Genomic DNA, 23471 nt, shown 5'->3' with positions numbered 1-23471 from the left:
GAAGCTTTACAGATGGCACGCGATTATCCGCTTCAAAGATACCGCAACTTCGGCATCATGGCCCACATTGATGCTGGCAAGACGACCTGTTCCGAACGTATCCTGTTCTACACGGGCAAATCCCACAACATCGGCGAAGTGCACGATGGCGCAGCCACCATGGACTGGATGGAGCAGGAGCAGGAGCGTGGCATCACGATCACGTCGGCCGCGACCACCACGTTCTGGCAGCGTCAGGAAGAGCCGACAGCCGACGGTACATCCGACACCAAATACCGCATGAACATCATCGACACCCCCGGCCACGTTGACTTCACCATCGAAGTCGAACGTTCGCTGGCGGTTCTCGACGGTGCGGTCTGCGTTCTCGACGCCAACGCCGGTGTCGAGCCACAGACCGAAACCGTGTGGCGCCAGGCCGACCGTTACAAGGTGCCGCGCATGGTGTTCGTCAACAAGATGGACAAGATCGGTGCGGACTTCTTCAACTGCGTTCGCATGATCGAGGACCGCACCGGTGCGCGTGCTGTTCCCGTCGGTATCCCGATCGGTGCAGAGACCGAGCTGGAAGGTCTGATCGACCTCGTCACCATGGAAGAATGGGTCTGGGAAGGCGAAGATCTGGGCGCGTCCTGGATCAAGAAGCCGATCCGTGACAGCCTCAAGGATCTGGCCGACGAATGGCGCGGCAAGATGATCGAAGCGGCCGTCGAAATGGACGACGACGCGATGGAAAACTACCTGATGGACGGCGCCGAGCCTGACGTCGACACCCTGCGCAAACTGCTGCGCAAAGGGACGCTGTCGCTGTCTTTCGTTCCCGTCCTGGGCGGTTCCGCGTTCAAGAACAAAGGCGTGCAGCCTCTGCTCAACGCCGTGATCGACTATCTGCCCAGCCCGCTGGACGTTGTCGATTACATGGGCTTCAAACCCGGTGACGAGACGGAAACACGTAACATTCCGCGCCGCGCGGATGACGACATGCCCTTCGCTGGCCTTGCGTTCAAGATCATGAACGACCCCTTCGTGGGCTCGCTTACGTTCACACGCGTCTATTCCGGCAAACTCACCAAGGGTGCAACGCTTCTGAACTCCACCAAGGGGAAGAAAGAGCGCGTTGGCCGTATGATGATGATGCACTCCAACGATCGCGAGGAAATCACCGAAGCGTTCGCGGGCGACATCATCGCGCTGGCGGGCCTGAAGGATACCACAACGGGCGACACGCTGTGTGACGACAAGGAACCAGTGGTTCTCGAAACCATGACCTTCCCCGATCCGGTCATCGAGATCGCGGTCGAGCCAAAGACGAAAGCGGACCAGGAGAAAATGTCTCAGGGTCTGGCACGTCTGGCGGCAGAAGACCCGTCGTTCCGCGTCGAAACCGATCTGGAATCCGGTCAGACCATCATGAAGGGGATGGGTGAACTTCACCTCGACATCCTCGTCGACCGTCTGAAGCGCGAATTCAAGGTTGAAGCGAACATCGGTGCGCCTCAGGTGGCCTACCGCGAGACCATCGGCCACGAAGTCGAGCACACCTACACCCACAAGAAACAGTCGGGTGGTTCGGGTCAGTTCGCCGAAGTGAAGATGATCATCTCGCCAACGGAGCCCGGCGAAGGCTATTCCTTTGAATCGCGCATCGTTGGTGGTGCCGTGCCGAAGGAATACATCCCCGGCGTTGAGAAAGGCATCAACTCGGTCATGGACAGCGGCCCGCTTGCCGGCTTCCCCGTGATCGACTTCAAGGTGGCGCTGATCGACGGTAAGTTCCACGATGTGGACTCCTCGGTCCTCGCGTTCGAAATCGCGGCACGGATGTGCATGCGTGAAGGGATGCGCAAGGCCGGTGCGAAACTGCTCGAGCCGATCATGAAGGTCGAGGTGATCACACCCGAAGAATACACCGGTGGCATCATCGGTGACCTGACGTCGCGTCGCGGCCAGGTTCAGGGTCAGGACACCCGCGGCAACGCGATCGCGATCGACGCTTTCGTACCGCTGGCCAACATGTTCGGCTACATCAACACTCTGCGGTCGATGTCTTCGGGTCGTGCGAACTTCACCATGCAGTTCGACCACTACGAAGCCGTGCCACAGAACATCTCGGACGAGATCCAGTCCAAGTTCGCATAACAAAAGGTGCGCCCTAAAGGCGCACCCCACACCCATCCGTAGGGTGCGCATCAATGCGCACCTCCCGCATAAAAGGAGCCACCCCCATGGCAAAATCAAAGTTTGAACGCACGAAACCGCACGTAAACATCGGCACGATCGGTCACGTTGACCACGGCAAGACGACGCTGACGGCGGCGATCACGAAGTACTTCGGCGACTTCCGTGCCTACGACCAGATCGACGGCGCGCCCGAAGAGAAAGCGCGCGGGATCACGATCTCGACCGCGCACGTGGAATACGAGACCGAGAGCCGTCACTACGCGCACGTCGACTGCCCCGGCCACGCGGACTATGTGAAGAACATGATCACCGGTGCGGCGCAGATGGACGGCGCGATCCTGGTTGTGAACGCGGCCGACGGCCCGATGCCCCAGACGCGCGAGCACATCCTGCTCGGCCGTCAGGTCGGCATTCCCTACATGGTCGTCTACATGAACAAGGTTGACCAGGTTGACGACGAAGAGCTGCTGGAACTCGTCGAAATGGAAATCCGCGAGCTGCTGTCCTCCTACGAGTACCCCGGCGACGACATTCCGATCATCCCCGGCTCCGCTCTGGCGGCGATGAACGGCACCGATCCGGAGATCGGCGAAGAGTCGATCCGCAAGCTGATGGCCGCCGTTGACGAATACATCCCGACGCCCGCGCGCGCCGTGGACCAGCCGTTCCTGATGCCGGTCGAGGACGTGTTCTCGATTTCGGGTCGTGGTACGGTTGTGACCGGCCGTGTCGAGCGTGGCGTTGTGAACGTCGGCGACGAACTGGAAATCGTGGGCATCCGCGACACCAAGAAGACGACCTGCACAGGCGTCGAGATGTTCCGCAAGCTGCTGGACCGCGGTGAAGCGGGCGACAACGTGGGCGTTCTGCTGCGCGGTATCGAGCGTGACGGCGTCGAGCGCGGTCAGGTTCTGTGCAAGCCGAAGTCGGTGAACCCGCACACGAAGTTCGAGGCCGAGGCCTACATCCTGACGAAGGAAGAGGGTGGCCGTCACACGCCGTTCTTCGCGAACTACCGTCCGCAGTTCTACTTCCGGACAACAGACGTCACCGGCACGGTCCAGCTGCCCGAGGGCACTGAAATGGTCATGCCCGGCGACAACCTGAAGTTCGACGTCGAGCTGATCGCACCGATCGCGATGGAGCAGGGCCTGCGCTTCGCGATCCGCGAAGGCGGCCGCACCGTCGGCGCGGGCGTGGTGTCGAAGATCACGGAATAAGCCGCTCTTCCCGCGCGGCGGCGCCTTGCTGCAGGCAAGGCTGCGAAAGCGCAGGCAGACAAACCGGTTGCAACAAACAAGGGCCGCCCCGCAGGGGGCGGCCCTTGGCGTTTGCGGCGCGCGCAGAACGCAATGGGAGATACCGAAGGCGCATGGCCTCCGACAGGCAATGATCACGCGCCACGGCAAAGGGATCCCCGCCGCCCCGAGATCCCGAAGACAATCCCGTGAAAGAGATGTCATTGGACAAACTATCGCCAGTATTGCGCCGCTGAATGCGCAAGATGTTACGCGAAAATTCGACTCAAATGTTCGATTTTTTAGGGCGGTCAGAATGCCTGTTTATTACGCGTACAATCAGACGATCCTCGGATCGCAGAGCACGGTTAACGGGACCGCCTACAACTACCAGAGCCTTCCGCCCGCCGGTGCCACCTGGAGTTATTCCGGTCGCCAGTTCATGCATGTCGTCTATGAGGCCGACAACGCCGCGACCCTTTACAACGGGGATCCGACGAACGAGACCGTGCAGTCGACGATGCGGGTGGGGCAGGCGCAGGAGCAGTCTACGGTCATCAACGGGACTGCGACGTCGGTCCTCTACGACTATACTTTCAGGGTGTCGGACGGCACCCGGACCTATGACGTGTCCGTCATCGACGCGGATCTCAACAACGACGGGACGATCAACACCGGTACGGCCGAACAGGGCTATTACCTTGTCTTTCGCGGCGACGCGCCCCCACCGGACACGCAGCTGAGCGTTGTCGGCCTTGTCGACAACGATGCGAACCCGGCCCATACCACTCTCGGTGGCACGCCGATCTGCTTTGCGGCAGGAACGATGATCGAAACGGACCGGGGCCCGGTGGATATTGCAGCTCTTTGCGCCGGGGACAGGGTGCGCACCCTCGACCACGGATACCAGCGCGTGCGGTGGATCGGGCGGCGGGTGCTGCGCCACGCGGAATTGTGCGAGAACCCGAAGTTCGTGCCGATCCGCATCGCGGCGAACGCGCTGGGGCAGGGCTATCCCGAGCGTGATCTGGTTGTATCCCCGCAGCACCGGCTGCTCGTGACCTCGCGCATCGCGGGGCGCATGGTGGGATCGGAACAGGTGCTTGTTGCGGCCAAACATCTTCTGGAGATGCCGGGTGTGGCGGTCGCAAGCGATCTGGTCGAGGTCACCTACCTGCATATCCTGTGCGAGAATCACGAGATCGTTTTCGCCAATGGCACCCCGGCAGAGACCCTTCTGACCGGGCCGCAGGCATTGAAATCGCTGGGCGCTGCCGCCTGCGCGGAAATCATGGCGCTGCTGCCGGAACTGGCCGAGGTGGTGGCCCAAAACGACGCCCCGACAGTTGCGCGTCCGTTGATGACGGGGCGCCGGGTGAAGAACCTGATGATGCGCCACGCCAAGAACGCCCGCCCGATCGCGGCCTTCGGCTGAGCGCTGGTTCGCACACTCCCGAAAACGCCATATCGCCCCTTGCCACGGCTGGCGACTCCTTCTATACGCCCCTTACTTGACCGGGGTGCGCCATTCGCGTGCCCCGTTGACGTTACACAAGATCGCGATGAGGGTGCCGGATGAGCCGCTGTCCTCCTCTCCGTGACCATCCCGAAGATAAGGGATATGACCATGGCTGCCAGCCAGAACATCCGTATCCGCCTGAAGGCGTTCGACTACCGGGTGCTCGATTCCTCCACACAGGAAATCGTCAACACCGCCAAGCGCACAGGCGCTTCCGTTCGCGGCCCCATTCCGCTGCCGAACAAGATCGAGAAATTCACCGTTCTGCGTGGACCCCACGTAGACAAGAAATCCCGCGACCAGTTCGAGATCCGTACGCACAAGCGTCTCTTGGACATCGTTGATCCGACTCCCCAGACCGTGGACGCGCTGATGAAGCTCGACCTCGCCGCTGGTGTGGACGTCGAGATCAAACTGCAATCGTAAGGAGGGTTTCGGAAATGTTGCGCTCAGGCGTTATTGCAAAGAAAGTCGGCATGACCCGGCTGTTCATGGAAGACGGCCGTCAGATTCCTGTCACCGTCCTTCAACTCGACAAGCTTCAGGTCGTCGCACAGCGCACCGAGGAAAAGGATGGCTATACGGCTGTTCAGCTCGGCGCGGGCACTGCGAAGGCAAAGCGGACCTCCCAGGCGATGCGCGGACACTTCTCCGCGGCCAAGGTTGAACCAAAGCGCAAGGTCGCGGAATTCCGCGTCGACGCCGACAACCTGATCGCCGTTGGCGAGGAAATCATCGCGGACCATTACTACGCAGGTCAGTACGTCGACGTGGCAGGCACATCGATCGGTAAAGGTTTTGCCGGTGCGATGAAGCGTCACAATTTCGGCGGTCTGCGGGCGTCGCACGGTGTGTCGATCAGCCACCGTTCGCACGGCTCCACAGGCCAGTGTCAGGATCCCGGCAAGGTTTTCAAAGGCAAGAAGATGGCCGGCCACATGGGCGCTGTCCGTGTGACCACGCAGAACCTCGAAGTTGTCCGGACCGACAGCGACCGCGGCCTGATCATGGTCAAGGGCGCTGTTCCGGGCTCCAAGGGGGGCTGGGTCACTGTCAAGGATGCGGTCAAGAAGCCGTTCCCGGCAGACGCGATCTTCCCGGCCGCACTGAAGTCCGCAGCTGACGAAGCCGCAAAAGCCGCTGAAGAAGCAGCCGCCGCAGCCGCCGCAGAAGCCGAAGCCGAAGCCAAGCGCCTTGCAGAAGAGCAGGCCGCCGCTGAAGCCGAAGCGCTGAAAGCAGCCGAAGCCGAAATCGCCGAAGAGTCTTCCGATGCGGATAACTCCGACGCTGGCGACGCAGACAAGAAAGAAGGTGACGCATGAAACTCGATGTCATCAAACTCGACGGCGGCAAGGCCGGATCGGTAGACCTGGACGAGGCCCTGTTCGGTCTTGAGCCACGCGCCGACATCCTGCACCGCGTCGTTCGCTGGCAGCGTAACAACGCGCAGCAGGGCACGCACAAGGTCAAGACACGCTCCGAGGTCAGCTATTCGACCAAGAAGATCTATCGCCAGAAGGGCACCGGTGGCGCACGCCACGGCGCACGCTCTGCACCGATCTTCCGCAAGGGTGGTATCTACAAGGGTCCGACCCCGCGTAGCCACGGCCACGAGCTGACCAAGAAGTTCCGCAAGCTGGGCCTTCGCCACGCACTGTCCGCCAAGATGAAGGAAGGCGCTCTCGTCATCATCGACGAGGCGACATCCGCAGGCAAGACAGCGGCGCTGGCAAAGCAGGTCAAGGATCTGGGCTGGAAGCGGGCACTGATCATCGATGGCGCCTCCGTCAACGAGGATTTCGCCCAAGCCGCGCGCAACATCGAGGGTCTGGATGTCCTGCCGTCGATGGGCGCAAACGTATATGATATCCTCAAGCGTGACACACTCGTGATCACCAAAGCGGGTATCGAAGCACTGGAGGCCCGTTTGAAATGAGCGCGAAACCAGAACATTACGACGTGATCCGCAAGCCGATCATCACCGAGAAAGCGACAATGGCGTCCGAACAGAACGCCGTGGTTTTCGAAGTGGCGATGGACAGCAACAAACCCCAGATCAAAGAGGCCGTCGAGGCGCTGTTTGGTGTGAAGGTGAAGGGTGTGAACACCACCATCACCAAGGGCAAGGTCAAGCGTTTCCGGGGCCAGCTCGGCACCCGCCGCGACGTGAAGAAGGCCTATGTGACGCTGGAAGAAGGCAACACGATCGACGTCTCCACCGGTCTGTAAGACTTACCGGTTTCGAAATGACGAAGGGCTCCCGCGCAGGCGGGGGCCTTTTTTTGTTGGCGTCAGCGCCGCGCGGACCGGGGATTTCCGCCGATCGCGCGGGGCGCGTGGGAATCGCTTGCTATCTGCGTGCGAAAGGCGCATTGAGGGCGTGCGACGTTACAAATCCATCGAATTTCTGCTCCTACCGGCTCAGTTTTGCGATCTTTCACTGACTTAGCCGACGCTGCCGCATCCTGCGGGCAGCATGAAACAGGAGTAAAGACTATGGCCACAGGCACAGTCAAATGGTTCAACACCACTAAAGGTTTTGGTTTTATTGCACCCGACGGCGGCAGCAAAGACGTGTTCGTACACATCTCTGCCGTTGAGCGCGCCGGTCTGACCGGTCTGCAAGACGACCAGAAGGTCACGTTCGACATCGAAGCAGGCCGTGACGGCCGCGAGTCGGCGACCAACCTCGCACTGGCATAAGCCACTGCGCCCCTGACGGGGTTTTTGAGAATTTTAAGGGCGTAGCTTGAATGCTGCGCCCTTTTACGTTTCTGCGGTGGCGTGAGCGTCGGAAGGCTGCGCGGCGCGCCGAAGAACAGATTTGCCGGATGCGCAAAAAGTGAGTGGCGCCGCCCAGTCCCTGACCAGTCCATCCGTTTCGCCCCGGAAGCGCCCTAGCAGGCCCGCTTCTGACACCCGCAAGATTTGCAAACACGATCTGTGGCTTTTAGGGGTCGTATATAGGGGACCACTACGCACGGAGCGGATGATTGCAGGCATTCCAAGGCATCGCGGCACTTCTCGTGGGCATCGTGCTCATCATGCTCGGGAACGGGATGCAGTTCACGCTGATGGGCCTGCGCGGTGACATCGAAGGGTTCTCCGCACCCGAGCTTGGCATCATCACCTCAGGGTATTTCGCCGGTTTCCTTGTGGGGGCCCGCTACACCCCCGTCCTCATCAGCCGTGTGGGGCATGTGCGCGTGTTCGGAGCTCTTGGCGGGCTGATGTCGGCGGGGCTGATTGCATTTCCGCTGTTGGCTGACCCATGGGCATGGACAGCCCTTCGGGTGATGCTGGGTTTTTGCATGTCGGGCATATACGTCACCGCCGAAAGCTGGCTGAACGCGCAGTCGACCAACGAAACACGGGGCAAGATTCTTGCCGCCTACATGATCTGCCAGACGGTCGGCATCATCGGGGCGCAATGGCTGCTTACACTCGGCGATGCGGCGACATCCGTTCTCTTTATCGGCGCATCGATCCTTGTGTCGGTCTCCTTTGCGCCAATCCTGTTGTCGGCCTCCCCCGCGCCGGCGACCACTGTATCCCGCCCGATGTCTCTGAAGGACCTGTTTTCCAGCTCTCCGCTGGGCGCGGTCGGGATCTTCTTCCTTGGTGCAATCTACGCGACGCAATCGGGGATGGGGGCTGTCTTTGGCGGGCAGACAGGCATGACCGCCAATGCGATCTCCTTGTTCGTGGCGGCGCTCTTTGCCGGTGCGCTGGTCTTCCAGTATCCGATCGGGTGGCTTTCCGATCGCATCGACCGGCGCAAGGTGATCTGCGGATCGGCAGCCATCGGTGGCGGTTTTTGCATGATTGGCTTTTTCGCGGGCGACAACGAATTCGCCCTGCTGGCCGCAGCATTCATCGCGGGCGGTATGACAACACCGCTCTATGCCCTGCTGCTGGCCTATACCAACGATTATCTGACCTCCGATGAAATGCCCGGCGCGTCCGGCGGGCTTGTCTTCGTCTTCGGCGCGGGGGCAATTCTGGGTCCGCTGCTGACAGGGTGGGCGATGGAGGTGACGGGGCCCTTCGCATTCTGGTTAAGCCTGGGGGCGACCTTTGCGGTGATCGCAGTCTATGCGCTCTATCGCATGACACAGCGCGCGCAGATGCCGGTTGAGGAGACTGACAGCTATATCAGCGTCGTTCCGGGTGCCACACCGGTTGCCGCAGAAGCGGCAAGCGCCTGGGCCGCGGACAACGTCGAAGCGGATGTGGCGGACGACAGGGCAACAGCGTAGCACGCTGGTGCGCCGCCACCGGTATTGATGTTCGAGCCTTCGTTTGCGAGGGCGTTTGGGCCGCCGTCGTGCCCGGTGGAAATGGAACGTCCGCATCGCGCGCAAAGCTGTCGGGCAGTCGAATATCGGCGCTCCGGGCTAAATGCCTTGACCCTCCCTTAGACCTGACCTACACGACCCCATCGGCACCGGCCCCGGATTCGTCCGGGGCTTTGCCTTTGAATGTGTGACACCTTGTCATGCGCCCGGTACGCGAATGTGTGTACCTTCACTCTGGCACCTACGGGGGCCTACAACGACACCGCCTTTCGGGGTGGTACATAGCAAAACGGAAGACAGACAACATGGCACTCAAGTCGTACAAACCGACGACGCCGGGCCAGCGTGGGCTGGTACTGATCGACCGTTCGGAGCTTTGGAAAGGCCGTCCGGTCAAGTCCCTCACAGAGGGTTTGACCAAGAACGGTGGCCGGAACAATACCGGGCGGATCACAATGCGTCGCAAGGGTGGGGGAGCAAAGCGCCTCTACCGTATCGTCGATTTCAAGCGCAACAAGATGGACGTACCAGCGGCCGTCATGCGCATCGAATATGACCCCAACCGTACCGCCTTTATCGCGCTGGTGAAATACACCGACGGCGAACAGGCCTACATCCTCGCGCCACAGCGGATCGCCATCGGCGACACCGTCGTCGCGTCGCAGAAGGCCGACATCAAGCCGGGCAACGCAATGCCTTTCTCCGGCATGCCGATCGGTACAATCGTCCACAACATCGAGCTGAAGCCCGGCAAGGGCGGCCAGATCGCACGCGCCGCGGGCACCTACGCCCAGTTCGTCGGTCGCGATGGCGGCTACGCGCAGATCCGTCTCAGCTCGGGCGAGCTGCGTCTGGTACGTCAGGAATGCATGGCCACCGTTGGTGCGGTCAGCAACCCCGACAACTCGAACCAGAACTTCGGTAAAGCGGGCCGTATGCGCCACAAGGGCATCCGTCCTTCGGTACGTGGTGTCGTGATGAACCCGATCGACCACCCACACGGCGGTGGTGAAGGCCGGACCTCCGGTGGTCGTCACCCGGTGACCCCATGGGGCAAGCCGACAAAGGGTGCCAAGACCCGCAACAAGAACAAAGCGTCCAGCCGGCTTATCGTCCGGTCGCGGCACGCCAAGAAGAAGGGGCGTTAATTTATGTCTCGTTCAGTATGGAAGGGCCCTTTTGTCGACTCTTATGTCCTCAAGAAGGCCGAAGCATCGCGTGAGAGCGGTCGCAACGAAGTGATCAAGATCTGGTCGCGCCGTTCCACCATTCTGCCGCAGTTTGTGGGTCTGACCTTCGGTGTCTACAACGGCCACAAGCACATCCCAGTCAACGTCAGCGAAGACATGATCGGTCAGAAGTTCGGTGAATATTCCCCGACGCGGACCTACTACGGTCATGCCGCCGACAAAAAAGCGAAGCGGAAGTAAGCCATGAGCAAGGATAAGAATCCCCGCCGCGTGGCCGACAACGAAGCACGTGCAAAACTGCGCATGCTGCGTACAAGCCCGCAGAAACTGAACCTCGTCGCCGCAATGATCCGCGGCAAGAAGGTGGACAAGGCCCTCACGGACCTGACCTTCTCCAAGAAGCGGATCGCGCTGGACGTGAAGAAATGCCTTCAGTCCGCGATTGCCAATGGCGAAAACAACCACAACCTCGACGTGGATGAACTGATCGTTGCCGAAGCCTATGTCGGCAAGAACCTGACCATGAAGCGTGGACGCCCACGTGCCCGTGGCCGGTTCGGCAAGATCATCAAGCCGTTCTCGGAAATCACCATCGTCGTGCGTCAGGTTGAGGAGCAAGCATAATGGGTAACAAAGTAAACCCGATCGGCATGCGTCTGCAGGTGAACCGCACCTGGGACAGCCGCTGGTACGCCGATACGAAGGACTACGGTGATCTTCTGCTCGAAGACATCGCAATCCGTGAGTTCATCAACAAGGAATGCAAACAGGCGGGTATCGCCCGTGTGATCATCGAACGTCCGCACAAGAAGTGCCGCGTGACGATCCACACAGCGCGCCCCGGCGTCATCATCGGCAAGAAAGGGGCAGACATCGAAGGTCTGCGCCAGAAAATCGCCAAGATGACCGACTCCGAGCTTCACCTCAACATCGTTGAAGTGCGCAAGCCCGAGCTGGACGCAGCCCTCGTGGGTGAGAGCATCGCACAGCAGCTGGAACGCCGGGTGTCTTTCCGTCGTGCCATGAAGCGCGCCGTGCAGAACGCCATGCGCATGGGCGCTCAGGGTATCCGCGTGAACCTCGCGGGTCGTCTGGGTGGTGCGGAAATCGCGCGGACCGAATGGTACCGTGAAGGCCGCGTGCCTTTGCATACCCTGCGTGCCGACATCGATTACGCACATGTCGAAGCGATGACAGCCTACGGCATCATCGGGATCAAGACCTGGATCTTCAAAGGCGAGATCATGGAGCACGATCCGGCAGCGCGTGACCGCAAGGCACAAGAAATGCAAGACGGCCCAGCACCTCGCGGTGCCGGCGGTCGTCGTTAAGGAGGGAATGAGATGCTTCAACCAAAGCGTACGAAATTCCGCAAGCAGTTCAAAGGCTCCATCAAGGGTCTGGCAAAGGGCGGGTCCGACCTGAACTTTGGCACCTTTGGCCTGAAGGCGCTTGAGCCCGAGCGTGTGACAGCGCGTCAGATCGAAGCGGCACGCCGCGCGATGACACGTCACATGAAGCGTCAGGGCCGTGTCTGGATCCGTATCTTCCCGGATGTGCCCGTAACCTCCAAGCCCGTCGAAGTGCGTATGGGTAAAGGTAAAGGTTCCGTGGACTTCTGGGCGGCCAAGGTGAAACCCGGTCGTGTGATGTTTGAACTCGACGGTGTTGGCGAAGACGTCGCGCGCGAGGCCCTGCGCCTTGCTGCGATGAAACTGCCGATCAAGACACGCGTCGTGGTCCGCGAAGACTGGTAATCCCGTCGACCCCGCCTGCCGGGGTCTGGCGCCGGTAAAGATTGAAAATCCCCGCTGATCACTCAGCGGGGGTTTTTGTATTCCGGGTCCATCTGTCCCGCTTCGGCCGGTTGCGCTGGTCAGCGCGGGGCAGGGGGGCTACTATCCGGCAGGAAAACGCGAAAGGCGCTCCGAGATGAAAAAAGTCCCCAAGCCCACAACCGACGAAGACCTGATCCAGGCGTTTCTCGACAACGGCGGCACCGTCAAGAAGGGCAAGACCAAGCCGCTGCCGGACGGTCTGGGCCTGAGCAACAACCAGTGGGGCAACAAGCTGACCCGCGAAGAGAAAGCCGCACGCAAGGCGGCAAGCGAGCAGAAGTAGCCGCAGCGCTCAGCCGACGTTCGGCAGGACCTCGATCCGGTACCCGTGGCTCAGGCGCGCGCCACTGCGCGGATCGGTCAGCGAAAAGTCGAACCTTTCGGCGGGGCGCACGCCGCCGATCGCGGGCAGGGTGCCGCCCATCATGACATCGCCGGGGCCGAAACGGGTGCCGCTGTCGGCCTCGAAAGCCGCGATGAGGGCATCCGCAGGCAGCATCGCCGCCAGTGTCCCGCGCTGGTATTCCACCTGATCTCCATCGATGGTCGCATGGCTTTCCACCGCCAGATCATCCCAGACAGCGCGCAGATGATCGTAGCGCCACAGGACCGTCCCGACGGGTTTGTCGCACATCTGTTTCGATACCGTGATGTTATAGGCTTCAACCTCGCGGTCGGTGTGGTCCGACCCGATGCCGACCCAGATCTCGCCGTCGATATTATAGAGGACGTATTCCACCTCTCCGGACGATCCGGCGCCGGGGGTTTGCAGCAGGTCGGTTGTCACCAGACGCGTGACCGCATTGCGGTAGAACACGGGCGTGGACGCGGGGCGTTTGATCCCCAGCGCCTCCAGCTCGGCCATGTGATGCTCCATCGCGGCCTTGTCGCGTCCGGTCCAGCCGGCGACGATGAAACGTTCGGGCGTGAAGGACACTTGCCGCTTCTCGTCGCCATCCACCAGCGTCAGATCGAGGGTATGTGCAGTCGTCATGTCGTCTCTCCGTTCAGGTTTTCACGCGCCGCGCCCGTCTGGGAGCGGCAAATCTGCCGCAAGGGGTGCCGCCCTCAGCCCCAGCTGTAGTTGAACGACACGCTGATGCGGTCCTCTTCGGACATGTTCATCGGCACCTCGTGGCGCAGGAAGCTTTCCCACAACAACACGTCGCCGACCTTTGGCGCAATGTAGGCGAAGGTGCGCAGGTCTTCTGGTGCGTCCTTGCGGCGCGCCGGAGAGGCCATCATCATCGGCAGCCTCGGATCTTCGAACTTGATCGCGCTGGCCCCGTCGGGCATCGCCACATAGGTCGTACCCGAGATCACCGAATGGGGATGCAGGTGCCCCGAATGCATCCCGCCCTCGGGCAGGATGTTGATCCAGATGTCTTCAAGCTTCAGCGCGCGGCCATCCAGATCCAGCGCCAGCTCTTCGGCGAAAGCCTCGACATGGCTGTCGAGCGCCGCGATGACCTGCGCGAAAATCGGAAACCGCCACCCCAGATCGGTCAGCGAGGCGTAGGAGGTATAGCCGGGGTAGCCGTTCGCCTCGCTCCATTCCTGTCCTGCGTCGTCGTCCTCGGCAATGGAATAGCAGGATGCCTCGAGTTCTTCCGCGTCGACATCGCCGCCCAGCGGGGCGTGGTAGATACGGGTCACGAAGAGAGATCGGATATCGGCCATGACAGCGCCTTTCAGTTGTATCCCGACTGCTTTACGGTGAAACAGGGCCGGACGAAAGGCCGCGCAGCTGCGGACGGCCCGCGCCTTTGTCAAGCAAAGGGGTTGCGCCCCCGGTCAATAGGGGCTATCCGGCGCACTCATCATGAACTCCACCAGAATCATGGTCACCCGCACGGGGCCTACTGGTGATGTTGAAAAAAGGAAAATGGCATGATCGCCAGCGAACTGCGTGACAAGACGCCGGACCAGCTCCGTGACGAACTTGTGAACCTCAAGAAAGAAGCGTTCAACCTGCGTTTCCAGCAAGCCACCGGCCAGCTGGAAAACCCCGCCCGCCTGCGCGCCGTGAAGCGTGACGTGGCGCGTGTGAAAACGCTGTTGAACGAAAAAGCCAAAGCGGCTGCGGAATAAGGAGAGACACCCATGCCAAAGCGTATCCTGCAGGGCGTCGTAACCTCCGACGCGAACGAACAGACAGTCACCGTATCGGTAGAGCGCCGCTTTACCCACCCGGTTCTGAAGAAGACCATCCGTAAGTCCAAGAAATACCGGGCCCACGATGAGAACAACACCTACAAGGTAGGTGACACGGTCCGCATCATCGAATGCGCGCCGAAATCCAAGACGAAACGTTGGGAAGTCTACGCCGGCGCCAAAGCCGAAGCGTAATCGTCCTGCTTAATCGAAACCCTGGGGACAAGGCACGCATCGCCCCCCAAAGGTCGGGAGAAACCAAATGATCCAGATGCAGACCAACCTGGATGTTGCTGACAACAGCGGCGCGCGCCGTGTTCAGTGCATCAAGGTCCTGGGTGGTTCCAAGCGTAAGTACGCCTCCGTCGGCGACATCATTGTCGTCTCGGTGAAGGAAGCCATCCCACGCGGTCGTGTGAAAAAGGGCGACGTCCGCAAGGCCGTCGTCGTTCGCACCGCCAAGGAAGTCCGTCGCGACGATGGCACAGCCATCCGTTTCGACCGCAACGCAGCCGTTATCCTGAATAACAACAACGAGCCGATCGGCACCCGTATCTTCGGGCCAGTGGTTCGTGAACTGCGCGGCAAGAACTTCATGAAAATCATCTCGCTCGCTCCGGAGGTGCTGTAACCATGGCTGCCAAGCTGAAAAAAGGTGACACGGTCATCGTTCTGACCGGCAAGGACAAGGGCAAGGAAGGGACGATCACGTCCGTCGACCCCAAGTCCGGCAAGGCAATCGTTGACGGCGTCAACATCGCGATCCGCGCCACGCGCCAGTCGCAGACGTCGCAGGGCGGCCGCATCCCGAAGGCGATGCCGATCGACCTTAGCAACCTCGCGATCAAGGATGCCAACGGCAAACCCAGCCGCGTTGGTTTCAAAATGGAAGGCGACAAGAAAGTGCGCTTTGCCAAGACAACAGGGGACGTGATCTGATGCTCGACGATGCAAACTACACACCCCGCCTGAAGGCGCAGTACCGCGAAACCATTCGTGCCGCTCTCAAAGAAGAGTTCGGCTACAAGAATGACATGCAGGTGCCACGTCTGGACAAGATCGTCCTGAACATCGGCTGCGGCGCAGAGGCTGTCCGTGACAGCAAGAAAGCCAAGTCCGCTCAGGAAGACCTGACCAAGATCGCGGGCCAGAAGGCCCTGACCACCACGGCGAAGAAATCCATCGCGGGCTTCCGCGTGCGTGAAGATATGCCACTGGGCGCGAAAGTGACCCTGCGCGGCGACCGCATGTATGAATTCCTCGACCGTCTGATCACGATCGCAATGCCCCGTATCCGTGACTTCCGCGGCGTATCGGGCAAATCTTTCGATGGCCGTGGCAACTATGCCATGGGCATGAAAGAGCACATCGTGTTCCCCGAGATCGACTTCGACAAGGTCGATGAGACTTGGGGTATGGACATCGTGATCGCCACCACGGCGGATACCGACGCTGAAGCCAAGGCGCTGTTGAAGCACTTCAACATGCCTTTCAACAGCTGATCGGGAGGGAATAGATATGGCTAAGAAATCCATGATCGAGCGCGAGAAGAAGCGCGAAGCACTGGTCAAGAAATACGCCGCGAAGCGTGCCGCGTTGAAAGAAATCATCAACGACGAGAGCAAGCCGATGGAAGAGCGTTTCCGCGCCTCCCTGAAGCTGGCGAAACTGCCCCGCAACTCCTCGGCTGTGCGTCTGCACAACCGTTGCCAGCTGACAGGCCGTCCGCACGCTTACTACCGTAAACTTAAAATCTCGCGTATCGCGCTGCGTGATCTCGGCTCCAACGGCCAGATCCCCGGCATGGTCAAGTCGAGCTGGTAAGGAGCGCATCAGATGAACGATCCTATCGCAGATATGCTGACACGCATCCGTAACTCTTCGCTGCGCGGCAAATCCACAGTTCTTACACCGGCGTCCAAGCTGCGTGCATGGGTTCTGGATGTGCTGGCGGACGAAGGTTACATCCGTGGCTACGAGAAGACGACAGGCGCCGACGGCCATCCGGCCATCGAAATCAGCCTCAAGTACTACGAAGGCGAGCCCGTCATTCGTGAACTCAAGCGGGTGTCGAAGCCCGGTCGCCGCGTCTACATGGGCGCAAATGATATCCCGCAGGTCCGTCAGGGTCTGGGTGTGTCGATTGTCTCCACCCCGCAGGGTGTGATGTCGGATGCAAACGCACGGGCGGCCAACGTTGGCGGCGAAGTGCTCTGCACCGTATTCTAAGGAGGGCAAGATGTCTCGTATTGGTAAAAAACCGGTCGATCTGCCCGACGGCGTTACAGCGTCCGTTTCCGGCCAGATGATCGAAGTCAAAGGGCCAAAAGGCACCCGTTCGTTCCACGCGACCGACGATGTGACCCTGGCTGTGGATGACGGTGCCGTCACTGTCACGCCGCGCGGCAAATCCAAGCGCGCGCTTCAGCAGTGGGGCATGTCCCGCACCATGGTTGCGAACCTCGTTCAGGGCGTGACCACCGGTTTCAAGAAAGAGCTTGAGATCCAGGGTGTGGGTTACCGGGCGCAGATGCAGGGCAACACCCTGAAGCTGAACCTTGGCCTGTCGCATGACGTGGATTACGAAGCCCCCGAGGGCGTGACCGTGACTGCGCCGAAACAAACCGAGATTGTGGTTGAAGGCATTGACGAACAGCTTGTTGGTCAGGTTGCAGCGAACATCCGTGCGTGGCGCAAGCCCGAGCCCTACAAGGGCAAGGGTATCCGCTACAAGGGCGAGTTCATCTTCCGCAAAGAAGGGAAGAAGAAGTAATGGCAAACACAAAACGTCAGCTGTTCATCAAACGCCGCCTGCGCGTTCGGAACAAACTTCGCCGCACGAACGCGGGCCGTATGCGCCTGAGCGTGCACCGTTCAAACAAGAACATCAGCGTCCAGCTGATCGACGATGTGAACGGCAAGACCGTTGCGTCCGCGTCCACGCTGGAAAAAGCGCTGGGTGTGGTTGGCAAGAACAACATCGAGGCGGCCACCAAGGTGGGCGAGGCGATCGCGGAACGTGCGAAGAAGGCCGGTGTCGACACCGCGTACTTCGACCGCGGCGGTTTCCTCTTCCACGGCAAGGTCAAGGCGCTCGCCGATGCAGCCCGCGAAGGCGGTCTGAAGATCTAAGACCCGGGGTGCGCAGCAACTGCGCACCCTACCACAGACCCTGTAGGGGATGCGTTGTTTGCGTACCCTCGATGACCGGGGCCACCACGGGGTGGCACTTCGGTTGGACTAGACGGACGGTACCGTCCACAAGAGTGAGGAGGCCAGCATGGCCAGAGATGACAACCGGGGCGGACGCCGCAACCAGCGCGACGAAACCCCAGAATTCGCGGACCGTCTGGTCGCGATCAACCGCGTTTCCAAGACCGTAAAAGGTGGTAAGCGCTTTGGCTTCGCCGCACTTGTGGTGGTTGGCGACCAGAAAGGCCGTGTCGGCTTCGGCAAGGGCAAGGCCAAAGAGGTCCCCGAGGCGATCCGCAAGGCAACCGAGCAGGCGAAGCGCCAGATGATCCGCGTTCAGCTGCGCGAAGGCCGCACGCTGCACCACGATATGTCGGGCCGTCACGGTGCCGGCAAAGTAGTGATGCGGACCGCACCTGAAGGTACCGGTATCATCGCCGGTGGTCCGATGCGCGCCGTGTTCGAGATGCTGGGCATCAAGGACGTTGTCGCCAAATCGATCGGGTCGCAAAACCCTTACAACATGATCCGCGCCACCATGGACGGTCTGCGCAAGGAACAGTCGCCCCGTTCCGTCGCACAGCGCCGTGGCAAGAAGGTGGCCGACATCCTGCCGAAACGCGAAGACGCCAACGAGGCATCCTCGCACGTGGCTGAGGAGGCATAAGCATGGCCAAGACAATCGTGATCAAGCAGGTGGGTTCGCCCATCCGCCGCCCCGCAAAGCAGCGCCAGACGCTGATCGGGCTGGGTCTCAACAAGATGCACCGTGTGCGTGAGCTGGAAGATACGCCAGCCGTGCGTGGCATGATCAACAAGGTCAGCCACATGGTCGAGATCGTTGAAGAAAAAGGCTGAGGCCGAGCGGCAATTGCCGCAGTGACACAGCGAAAGCCGCCCTTCGGGGCGGCTTTTTTCGTAGCGCACAGGGGTCAGGCGCCGACCTTGATACCCAGGATGCCACGGGCGCGGTCGCGTATATCCGTGCGTTTGCTGTCGTGGACTGCGAAATAGTTCAATGTCCGCATCGGATAGGCGTGGGCGTCGAGAAAACTGGTCAGGTCAAGCGGGGGGGCATCATGCGCCAGCCTGTCGGGGGTAAAGACCCCGTAGCCCATGTCATGTAGCCAGTTCCACAGAAGGTCGGGCGAATACCCCAGCGCGTTTGTGCCTGTCTCGGTACTCTCGAACATGATCGTGGGCCGATGCACTGCGATGACCTGCGCGCCGCCGCGCAGCGCGCCCAGTTCCGCGCCCTCGATGTCGATCTTGATGACATCGGGTGTCTCGTCTTTCAGCAGGTCGTCAAGTTTCCGGATCTCCACCGAAATCTCGATCTGTGTGCCATCCTCGCGCTTGACCAGAGAGTTGTAGCCGGTCGCATCGGGGTCGATGTAGAAGGTGATCTGCCCCTCGCTGTCGCCAACCGCGCAGGCGTGCAGCGTGATGTAGTCGAACCGTGCCGCAAGGTTCTCGGCCTTCGACGGATCCGCTTCGACAGCGACGATCCGGACGGAACTGTCGAGCCTATGTACCGTCGAAAAGATCGAGCCGATATGCGCGCCGACGTCGATAAACGTCCCCCCAGAGGGGCAGAGCCGCGTGACCAGCCTGTCGGCCAGCACCGCGTTAGCGACCATCGCCGCCCGTTCGGGGTTTTGCGTGCGCAAGGATTTGAGCGATTTGAAGTGGGACAGGCCCAGAAGCGAATGCCCCAAAGCGGTCCCGACGAGGTATTTCTTCATTCTGTGGCCTTTTGTTCGTATATCGCTGGCGCGAAACGCCGCATGGGGCGCAAAGGGCCCGATCCTGTTTCCACTGTTTAACAGCCGTTAACGCGGTTTCGTGGCATAAAAATGGTTTCGTCCTGCCGCGCGTGCAAATTATCACAGCCACTTGCCTCACCAAGGTGCATCGCCTATACGCCCGCAGTGGGCACAGGGGTGCCCGCGAGAATCGAAACGCCGTGGTCATCCGCTCCCGTCGCTGGGGGGTGTATCCGGCAAAAGGAGAAGCGACATGAAACTGCACGAACTTTCCGACAATCCAGGCGCCGCCAAGAAACGCATGCGTGTTGCCCGTGGCCCCGGCTCTGGCAAGGGCAAGATGGGTGGCCGTGGTATCAAGGGCCAGAAATCGCGCTCGGGTGTCAGCATCAACGGCTACGAAGGTGGCCAGATGCCGCTCTACCAGCGTCTTCCAAAGCGTGGCTTCACCAAGCCGAACCGCCGTGAATACGCCGTCGTCAACCTCGGGCTGATCCAGAAGTTCATCGACGCGGGCAAGCTCGACGCGAAAGGCACCATCGACGAGGATGCGCTGATCGCCTCCGGCGTCGTGCGCCGCAAGCGTGACGGGATCCGCGTTCTGGCCAAAGGCGACGTGACCGCCAAGATGACCCTCGCGGTCACAGGCGCGTCGAAGTCCGCGATCGAAGCTGTGGAAAAGGCGGGCGGAAGCCTGACTGTCACGGCACCGGCTGCGGCGGACGCGTCCGAATAAGCTTCGGACTTGTGAGCGGGCGTCGACCCGCTTACATAGACCCTTGAGTTTTCCCTAACGCCGCCCGCCGGAAAACGGCCCGGGCGGCGTTTTGTTTAAAAAGGACAGCCCCAAATGGTTTCAGCCGTCGAAAATATGGCAGCGAACAGCAGCTGGTCCGCCTTTGGCAAGGCCACCGACCTGCGCCACCGGATCCTGTTCACCCTCGGCCTTCTGATCGTCTACCGGCTGGGGACCTTCATTCCCGTGCCGGGAATCGACGGCGCTGCCCTGCGCGAATTCATGGACAGTGCCGGTCAGGGCATCGGTGGCATGGTCTCGATGTTCACCGGTGGTGCGCTCGGGCGGATGGGTATCTTTGCGCTTGGCATCATGCCCTACATCTCGGCCTCGATCATCGTCCAGCTGATGACGTCGATGGTTCCCGCGCTCGAGCAACTCAAGAAAGAGGGCGAGCAGGGGCGCAAGAAGATCAACCAGTACACCCGCTGGGGCACGGTGGCGCTGGCCACGGTGCAATCCTACGGGCTGGCCGTCTCGTTGCAGGCGGGCGATATCGCCGCCGATCCCGGCGCGTTCTTCATCGCGTCCTGCATGATCACGCTGGTGGGCGGCACCATGTTCCTGATGTGGCTGGGCGAGCAGATCACCGCACGCGGCATCGGCAACGGCATCTCGCTCATCATCTTCGTGGGCATCATCGCCGAAGTTCCCGCCGCTATCGCGCAGTTCTTCGCCTCCGGCCGTTCCGGCGCGATCAGCCCTGCGGTCATCGTCGGCGTTCTGGTGATGGTGATTGCCACCATCATGTTCGTGGTGTTCATGGAGCGCGCCCTGCGCAAGATCCACATCCAGTACCCGCGCCGTCAGGTCGGCATGAAGGTCTACGACGGTGGCTCCAGCCACCTGCCGGTCAAGGTCAACCCATCGGGCGTGATCCCCGCGATCTTCGCAAGCTCGCTGTTGCTGTTGCCGGTGACGGTCAGCACCTTCTCGGGCAACTCCACCAGCCCGGTGATGTCCTGGCTGCTGGCGAACTTCGGACCGGGGCAGCCGCTCTACCTGCTGTTCTTCGTCGCGATGATCGTGTTCTTCGCCTATTTCTATACGTTCAACGTATCGTTCAAACCCGATGACGTGGCCGATAACCTGAAGAACCAGAACGGGTTCGTTCCGGGGATCCGTCCGGGCAAGCGCACGGCAGAGTACCTCGAATACGTGGTCAACCGCGTGTTGGTTCTGGGCTCGGCCTATCTGGCGGCGGTCTGTATCCTGCCGGAAATCCTGCGCGGTCAGTTCGCAATCCCCTTCTATTTTGGCGGTACATCGGTACTGATTGTGGTCTCGGTCACCATGGACACGATCCAGCAGGTCCAATCGCATCTTCTGGCCCATCAATACGAAGGGCTGCTCGAGAAATCGCAACTGCGCGGCAAAGGCGCGGGCAAAGGTAAACCACGCAAGAAACGGAGCCCTGTGCGTCGATGAATATTATACTCCTCGGACCGCCCGGCGCGGGTAAGGGCACGCAGGCCCGCCACCTCGTCGAATCCCGCAATATGATCCAGCTTTCCACCGGCGACATGCTGCGTGAAGCCAAGGACAGCGGCAGTGAAATGGGCAAGATCGTCGCCGACGTCATGGCGCGCGGTGCGCTTGTGACGGACGAGATCGTGATCGGCCTGATCCGCGAAAAGCTGGAAGGGGATACCGATCACGGTGGTTTCATCTTCGACGGCTTTCCGCGCACGCTGGCACAGGCCGATGCCCTGGGCGCGTTGATGCAGGCGCAGGGCGAGACGCTGGACGCGGTGATCGAGATGCGGGTGGACGACACCGCGCTTGTCGACCGGATCACGGCACGCTCGACCTGTGGTTCGTGCGGTGAGGTCTATAACGACAACACCAAGCCGATCCCGAGCGACGGCAAGTGCAGCAACTGTGGCGGGACCGAGTTCAAGCGCCGCGAGGACGACAACGAGGAAAGCCTCAAGACGCGTCTGCTGGCATATTACAAACAGACCTCGCCGCTGGTGGGATACTACTACGCCAAGGATATGTTGAGCGTCGTCGACGGTCTGGCAAAGATCGACGAAGTACGCTCCAGCATCGCCAAGGTGCTGGACGCCTGATACCGGCACGACCTGGTTATAGGTAGAAAGGGCCGGCGCCATGGAGGATGCCGGCCCTTTCCGCTTCATGGGCAGTCCGCTCTCCGTCGACGTTCTGGTGGAGCGGAAAATTAGCCGGCGAGGGGGTGTTTGGTCTGCCTTCGGTGCCCATATATAAGGGCATGGTAGGCGGTGACGTGGCGACTTTGACAACCATGAGCGCCGCCGGGTTGACGCCCCCGCGAAAAGCCCCTAGTCAGCACCATCTCGAAAGAGAATCAAACTGCGGACCGGACCCGGATCCGACCGCAAGATCACCTGATCAGCTGTAGCCCGACGGGGGACAAACCCGCGGGCTTACGTTGTGAAAAAAGGGTCTGGAGCTACGGACCCGCAACGAAAAGGAATATGACACGTGGCACGTATCGCCGGCGTTAACATCCCGACTGCAAAGCGGGTTCCAATCGCCCTCACATATATCACCGGTATCGGCAACTCCTCCGCGAAAGCGATCTGCGAAGCTGTCGGCATCGAACAATCGCGTCGCATCAACGAACTTTCGGATGCCGAGATCCTGAAAATCCGCGAGCACATCGACGAGAATTACACCGTCGAGGGTGACCTGCGCCGTGACGTTCAGATGAACATCAAGCGCCTGATGGACCTTGGCTGCTACCGTGGCCTGCGCCACCGCCGCAACCTGCCCGTTCGTGGCCAGCGCACGCACACCAACGCACGTACCCGCAAAGGCCCCGCAAAGGCCATTGCCGGCAAGAAGAAATAAGGAGACGCATCAATGGCACGCGATACACGTCGGACCACAAAGCGTAAGGTCTCCAAGAACATCGCCGCGGGAGTGGCGCATGTGAACTCTTCTTTCAACAACACGAAGATCCTGATCTCTGACGTTCAGGGTAATGCGATCAGCTGGTCTTCGGCTGGCACAATGGGCTTCAAAGGGTCGCGTAAATCGACACCCTATGCCGCCCAGATGGCTGCCGAAGATGCTGGCCGCAAGGCACAGGAACACGGCGTGAAAACGCTGGAAGTCGAAGTGCAAGGCCCCGGTTCCGGCCGTGAAAGCGCATTGCGCGCACTGGCCGCCGCCGGTTTCAACATCACCTCGATCCGTGATGTGACACCGATGGCGCACAACGGCTGCCGCCCTCCGAAGCGCCGCCGCGTTTAAGCGATACATTTGCGATTGGGGCTCGTGCATCCGCACGGGCCCCCTACGACTTTTTGAAA

Annotated in this window: 34 protein-coding genes; 31 read left to right on the top strand and 3 right to left on the bottom strand. The window is 60.7% G+C overall.

The window, feature by feature from the left end; genetic code table 11:
• The first annotated feature begins 12 nt into the window (after positions 1–12).
• The 15 genes from fusA to ABMC89_RS08945 all read left to right on the top strand — a co-directional run bounded on the left by fusA (position 13) and on the right by ABMC89_RS08945 (position 12547).
• Positions 13–2139 (top strand): elongation factor G, encoded by a 2127-nt coding sequence (gene fusA / locus ABMC89_RS09015; RefSeq protein ID WP_349567362.1) that lies wholly within the window; start codon positions 13–15, stop codon positions 2137–2139.
• 86 nt (positions 2140–2225) lie between these two features.
• Positions 2226–3401, top strand: coding sequence for an elongation factor Tu (gene tuf, locus ABMC89_RS09010; RefSeq protein WP_349567360.1), 1176 nt, complete (start codon positions 2226–2228; stop codon positions 3399–3401).
• Between the two features lie 334 nt (positions 3402–3735).
• On the top strand, positions 3736–4854 hold the full coding sequence (locus tag ABMC89_RS09005; protein ID WP_349567358.1) for a Hint domain-containing protein: 1119 nt from the start codon (positions 3736–3738) through the stop codon (positions 4852–4854).
• 192 nt (positions 4855–5046) lie between these two features.
• Complete coding sequence (gene rpsJ, locus ABMC89_RS09000; RefSeq protein WP_349567356.1) at positions 5047–5364, top strand: 30S ribosomal protein S10; 318 nt, start codon at positions 5047–5049, stop codon at positions 5362–5364.
• Positions 5365–5378: 14 nt separating this feature from the next.
• Positions 5379–6260, top strand: coding sequence for a 50S ribosomal protein L3 (gene rplC / locus ABMC89_RS08995; RefSeq protein ID WP_349567354.1), 882 nt, complete (start codon positions 5379–5381; stop codon positions 6258–6260).
• Positions 6257–6874: a 50S ribosomal protein L4 gene (gene rplD, locus ABMC89_RS08990; protein ID WP_349567352.1), complete on the top strand. Its 618-nt coding sequence runs from the start codon at positions 6257–6259 to the stop codon at positions 6872–6874. The genes rplC and rplD overlap by 4 nt, the downstream gene beginning before the upstream one ends.
• Positions 6871–7167: a 50S ribosomal protein L23 gene (locus ABMC89_RS08985; protein ID WP_349567350.1), complete on the top strand. Its 297-nt coding sequence runs from the start codon at positions 6871–6873 to the stop codon at positions 7165–7167. Before rplD ends, ABMC89_RS08985 begins: the two co-directional genes overlap by 4 nt.
• Positions 7168–7434: 267 nt before the next feature.
• Positions 7435–7641: a cold-shock protein gene (locus tag ABMC89_RS08980; RefSeq protein ID WP_349567348.1), complete on the top strand. Its 207-nt coding sequence runs from the start codon at positions 7435–7437 to the stop codon at positions 7639–7641.
• A gap of 341 nt (positions 7642–7982) precedes the next feature.
• Positions 7983–9197 carry an MFS transporter gene (locus ABMC89_RS08975; RefSeq protein ID WP_439655659.1) on the top strand — a complete coding sequence of 405 codons (1215 nt, stop codon included), beginning with the start codon at positions 7983–7985 and terminating at the stop codon, positions 9195–9197.
• Positions 9198–9541: 344 nt separating this feature from the next.
• The gene (gene rplB, locus ABMC89_RS08970; RefSeq protein ID WP_349567344.1) at positions 9542–10384 is read left to right on the top strand and encodes a 50S ribosomal protein L2; all 843 of its coding nucleotides are present in this window, start codon (positions 9542–9544) and stop codon (positions 10382–10384) included.
• A 3-nt stretch (positions 10385–10387) separates the two neighbouring features.
• Complete coding sequence (gene rpsS / locus ABMC89_RS08965; protein ID WP_067296663.1) at positions 10388–10666, top strand: 30S ribosomal protein S19; 279 nt, start codon at positions 10388–10390, stop codon at positions 10664–10666.
• 3 nt (positions 10667–10669) lie between these two features.
• Positions 10670–11050, top strand: coding sequence for a 50S ribosomal protein L22 (gene rplV / locus ABMC89_RS08960; protein ID WP_298844823.1), 381 nt, complete (start codon positions 10670–10672; stop codon positions 11048–11050).
• Positions 11050–11757: a 30S ribosomal protein S3 gene (gene rpsC / locus ABMC89_RS08955; RefSeq protein ID WP_349567342.1), complete on the top strand. Its 708-nt coding sequence runs from the start codon at positions 11050–11052 to the stop codon at positions 11755–11757. Before rplV ends, rpsC begins: the two co-directional genes overlap by 1 nt.
• Positions 11758–11769: 12 nt before the next feature.
• On the top strand, positions 11770–12183 hold the full coding sequence (gene rplP / locus ABMC89_RS08950; protein WP_349567340.1) for a 50S ribosomal protein L16: 414 nt from the start codon (positions 11770–11772) through the stop codon (positions 12181–12183).
• Positions 12184–12358: 175 nt separating this feature from the next.
• The gene (locus ABMC89_RS08945) at positions 12359–12547 is read left to right on the top strand and encodes a hypothetical protein (protein ID WP_349567338.1); all 189 of its coding nucleotides are present in this window, start codon (positions 12359–12361) and stop codon (positions 12545–12547) included.
• A gap of 9 nt (positions 12548–12556) precedes the next feature.
• On the opposite strand, the gene ABMC89_RS08940 is transcribed toward ABMC89_RS08945, so the two are convergent.
• Positions 12557–13258: a DUF2848 domain-containing protein gene (locus ABMC89_RS08940; RefSeq protein WP_349567336.1), complete on the bottom strand. Its 702-nt coding sequence runs from the start codon at positions 13256–13258 to the stop codon at positions 12557–12559.
• A 74-nt stretch (positions 13259–13332) separates the two neighbouring features.
• Positions 13333–13944: a TIGR02466 family protein gene (locus ABMC89_RS08935; protein ID WP_349567334.1), complete on the bottom strand. Its 612-nt coding sequence runs from the start codon at positions 13942–13944 to the stop codon at positions 13333–13335.
• A 210-nt stretch (positions 13945–14154) separates the two neighbouring features.
• Between ABMC89_RS08935 and rpmC the strand changes: the two genes are divergently transcribed.
• From rpmC to rpmD, 11 genes are all read left to right on the top strand, one after another.
• Positions 14155–14355, top strand: a complete 201-nt coding sequence (gene rpmC / locus ABMC89_RS08930) for a 50S ribosomal protein L29 (RefSeq protein WP_349567332.1) — start codon at positions 14155–14157, stop codon at positions 14353–14355.
• A gap of 12 nt (positions 14356–14367) precedes the next feature.
• Positions 14368–14613 (top strand): 30S ribosomal protein S17, encoded by a 246-nt coding sequence (gene rpsQ, locus ABMC89_RS08925; RefSeq protein ID WP_349567330.1) that lies wholly within the window; start codon positions 14368–14370, stop codon positions 14611–14613.
• 67 nt (positions 14614–14680) lie between these two features.
• Positions 14681–15049, top strand: coding sequence for a 50S ribosomal protein L14 (gene rplN / locus ABMC89_RS08920; protein WP_067296687.1), 369 nt, complete (start codon positions 14681–14683; stop codon positions 15047–15049).
• Positions 15050–15051: 2 nt separating this feature from the next.
• Complete coding sequence (rplX, locus tag ABMC89_RS08915) at positions 15052–15357, top strand: 50S ribosomal protein L24 (protein WP_349567328.1); 306 nt, start codon at positions 15052–15054, stop codon at positions 15355–15357.
• Positions 15357–15920 carry a 50S ribosomal protein L5 gene (rplE, locus tag ABMC89_RS08910; RefSeq protein WP_349567326.1) on the top strand — a complete coding sequence of 188 codons (564 nt, stop codon included), beginning with the start codon at positions 15357–15359 and terminating at the stop codon, positions 15918–15920. The genes rplX and rplE overlap by 1 nt, the downstream gene beginning before the upstream one ends.
• A 16-nt stretch (positions 15921–15936) precedes the next feature.
• The gene (gene rpsN / locus ABMC89_RS08905) at positions 15937–16242 is read left to right on the top strand and encodes a 30S ribosomal protein S14 (RefSeq protein ID WP_349567324.1); all 306 of its coding nucleotides are present in this window, start codon (positions 15937–15939) and stop codon (positions 16240–16242) included.
• Positions 16243–16254: 12 nt separating this feature from the next.
• Complete coding sequence (gene rpsH, locus ABMC89_RS08900) at positions 16255–16647, top strand: 30S ribosomal protein S8 (RefSeq protein ID WP_349567322.1); 393 nt, start codon at positions 16255–16257, stop codon at positions 16645–16647.
• A gap of 10 nt (positions 16648–16657) precedes the next feature.
• Positions 16658–17191, top strand: a complete 534-nt coding sequence (gene rplF, locus ABMC89_RS08895) for a 50S ribosomal protein L6 (RefSeq protein WP_349567320.1) — start codon at positions 16658–16660, stop codon at positions 17189–17191.
• Entirely contained in the window at positions 17191–17550 is a 360-nt protein-coding gene (gene rplR / locus ABMC89_RS08890) for a 50S ribosomal protein L18 (RefSeq protein WP_349567318.1), read from the top strand. The genes rplF and rplR overlap by 1 nt, the downstream gene beginning before the upstream one ends.
• Positions 17551–17698: 148 nt before the next feature.
• Positions 17699–18277: a 30S ribosomal protein S5 gene (gene rpsE, locus ABMC89_RS08885; protein ID WP_349567316.1), complete on the top strand. Its 579-nt coding sequence runs from the start codon at positions 17699–17701 to the stop codon at positions 18275–18277.
• A gap of 2 nt (positions 18278–18279) precedes the next feature.
• Entirely contained in the window at positions 18280–18468 is a 189-nt protein-coding gene (rpmD, locus tag ABMC89_RS08880) for a 50S ribosomal protein L30 (RefSeq protein ID WP_349567314.1), read from the top strand.
• Between the two features lie 74 nt (positions 18469–18542).
• Here rpmD and ABMC89_RS08875 read toward each other — a convergent pair whose 3' ends face one another.
• Positions 18543–19355 (bottom strand): FkbM family methyltransferase, encoded by an 813-nt coding sequence (locus ABMC89_RS08875; protein WP_349567312.1) that lies wholly within the window; start codon positions 19353–19355, stop codon positions 18543–18545.
• Between the two features lie 274 nt (positions 19356–19629).
• Between ABMC89_RS08875 and rplO the strand changes: the two genes are divergently transcribed.
• The 5 genes from rplO to rpsK all read left to right on the top strand — a co-directional run bounded on the left by rplO (position 19630) and on the right by rpsK (position 23412).
• A complete protein-coding gene (rplO, locus tag ABMC89_RS08870; protein ID WP_349567310.1) occupies positions 19630–20112 on the top strand; it encodes a 50S ribosomal protein L15 in 483 nt (160 codons plus the stop codon).
• A gap of 114 nt (positions 20113–20226) precedes the next feature.
• Positions 20227–21600, top strand: coding sequence for a preprotein translocase subunit SecY (gene secY, locus ABMC89_RS08865; RefSeq protein WP_349567308.1), 1374 nt, complete (start codon positions 20227–20229; stop codon positions 21598–21600).
• On the top strand, positions 21597–22244 hold the full coding sequence (locus ABMC89_RS08860) for an adenylate kinase (protein WP_349567306.1): 648 nt from the start codon (positions 21597–21599) through the stop codon (positions 22242–22244). The genes secY and ABMC89_RS08860 overlap by 4 nt, the downstream gene beginning before the upstream one ends.
• A 394-nt stretch (positions 22245–22638) precedes the next feature.
• Positions 22639–23007: a 30S ribosomal protein S13 gene (rpsM, locus tag ABMC89_RS08855; protein WP_349567304.1), complete on the top strand. Its 369-nt coding sequence runs from the start codon at positions 22639–22641 to the stop codon at positions 23005–23007.
• A gap of 12 nt (positions 23008–23019) precedes the next feature.
• On the top strand, positions 23020–23412 hold the full coding sequence (gene rpsK, locus ABMC89_RS08850) for a 30S ribosomal protein S11 (RefSeq protein WP_349567302.1): 393 nt from the start codon (positions 23020–23022) through the stop codon (positions 23410–23412).
• The last annotated feature ends 59 nt before the right edge of the window (positions 23413–23471 follow it).

This window comes from Sulfitobacter sp. HNIBRBA3233, assembly GCF_040149665.1.
Classification (GTDB): Bacteria; Pseudomonadota; Alphaproteobacteria; order Rhodobacterales; family Rhodobacteraceae; genus Sulfitobacter; species Sulfitobacter marinivivus.
Note: the sequence above shows the minus strand (reverse complement) of the source record. Positions and strands in the feature narration are given on the sequence as shown.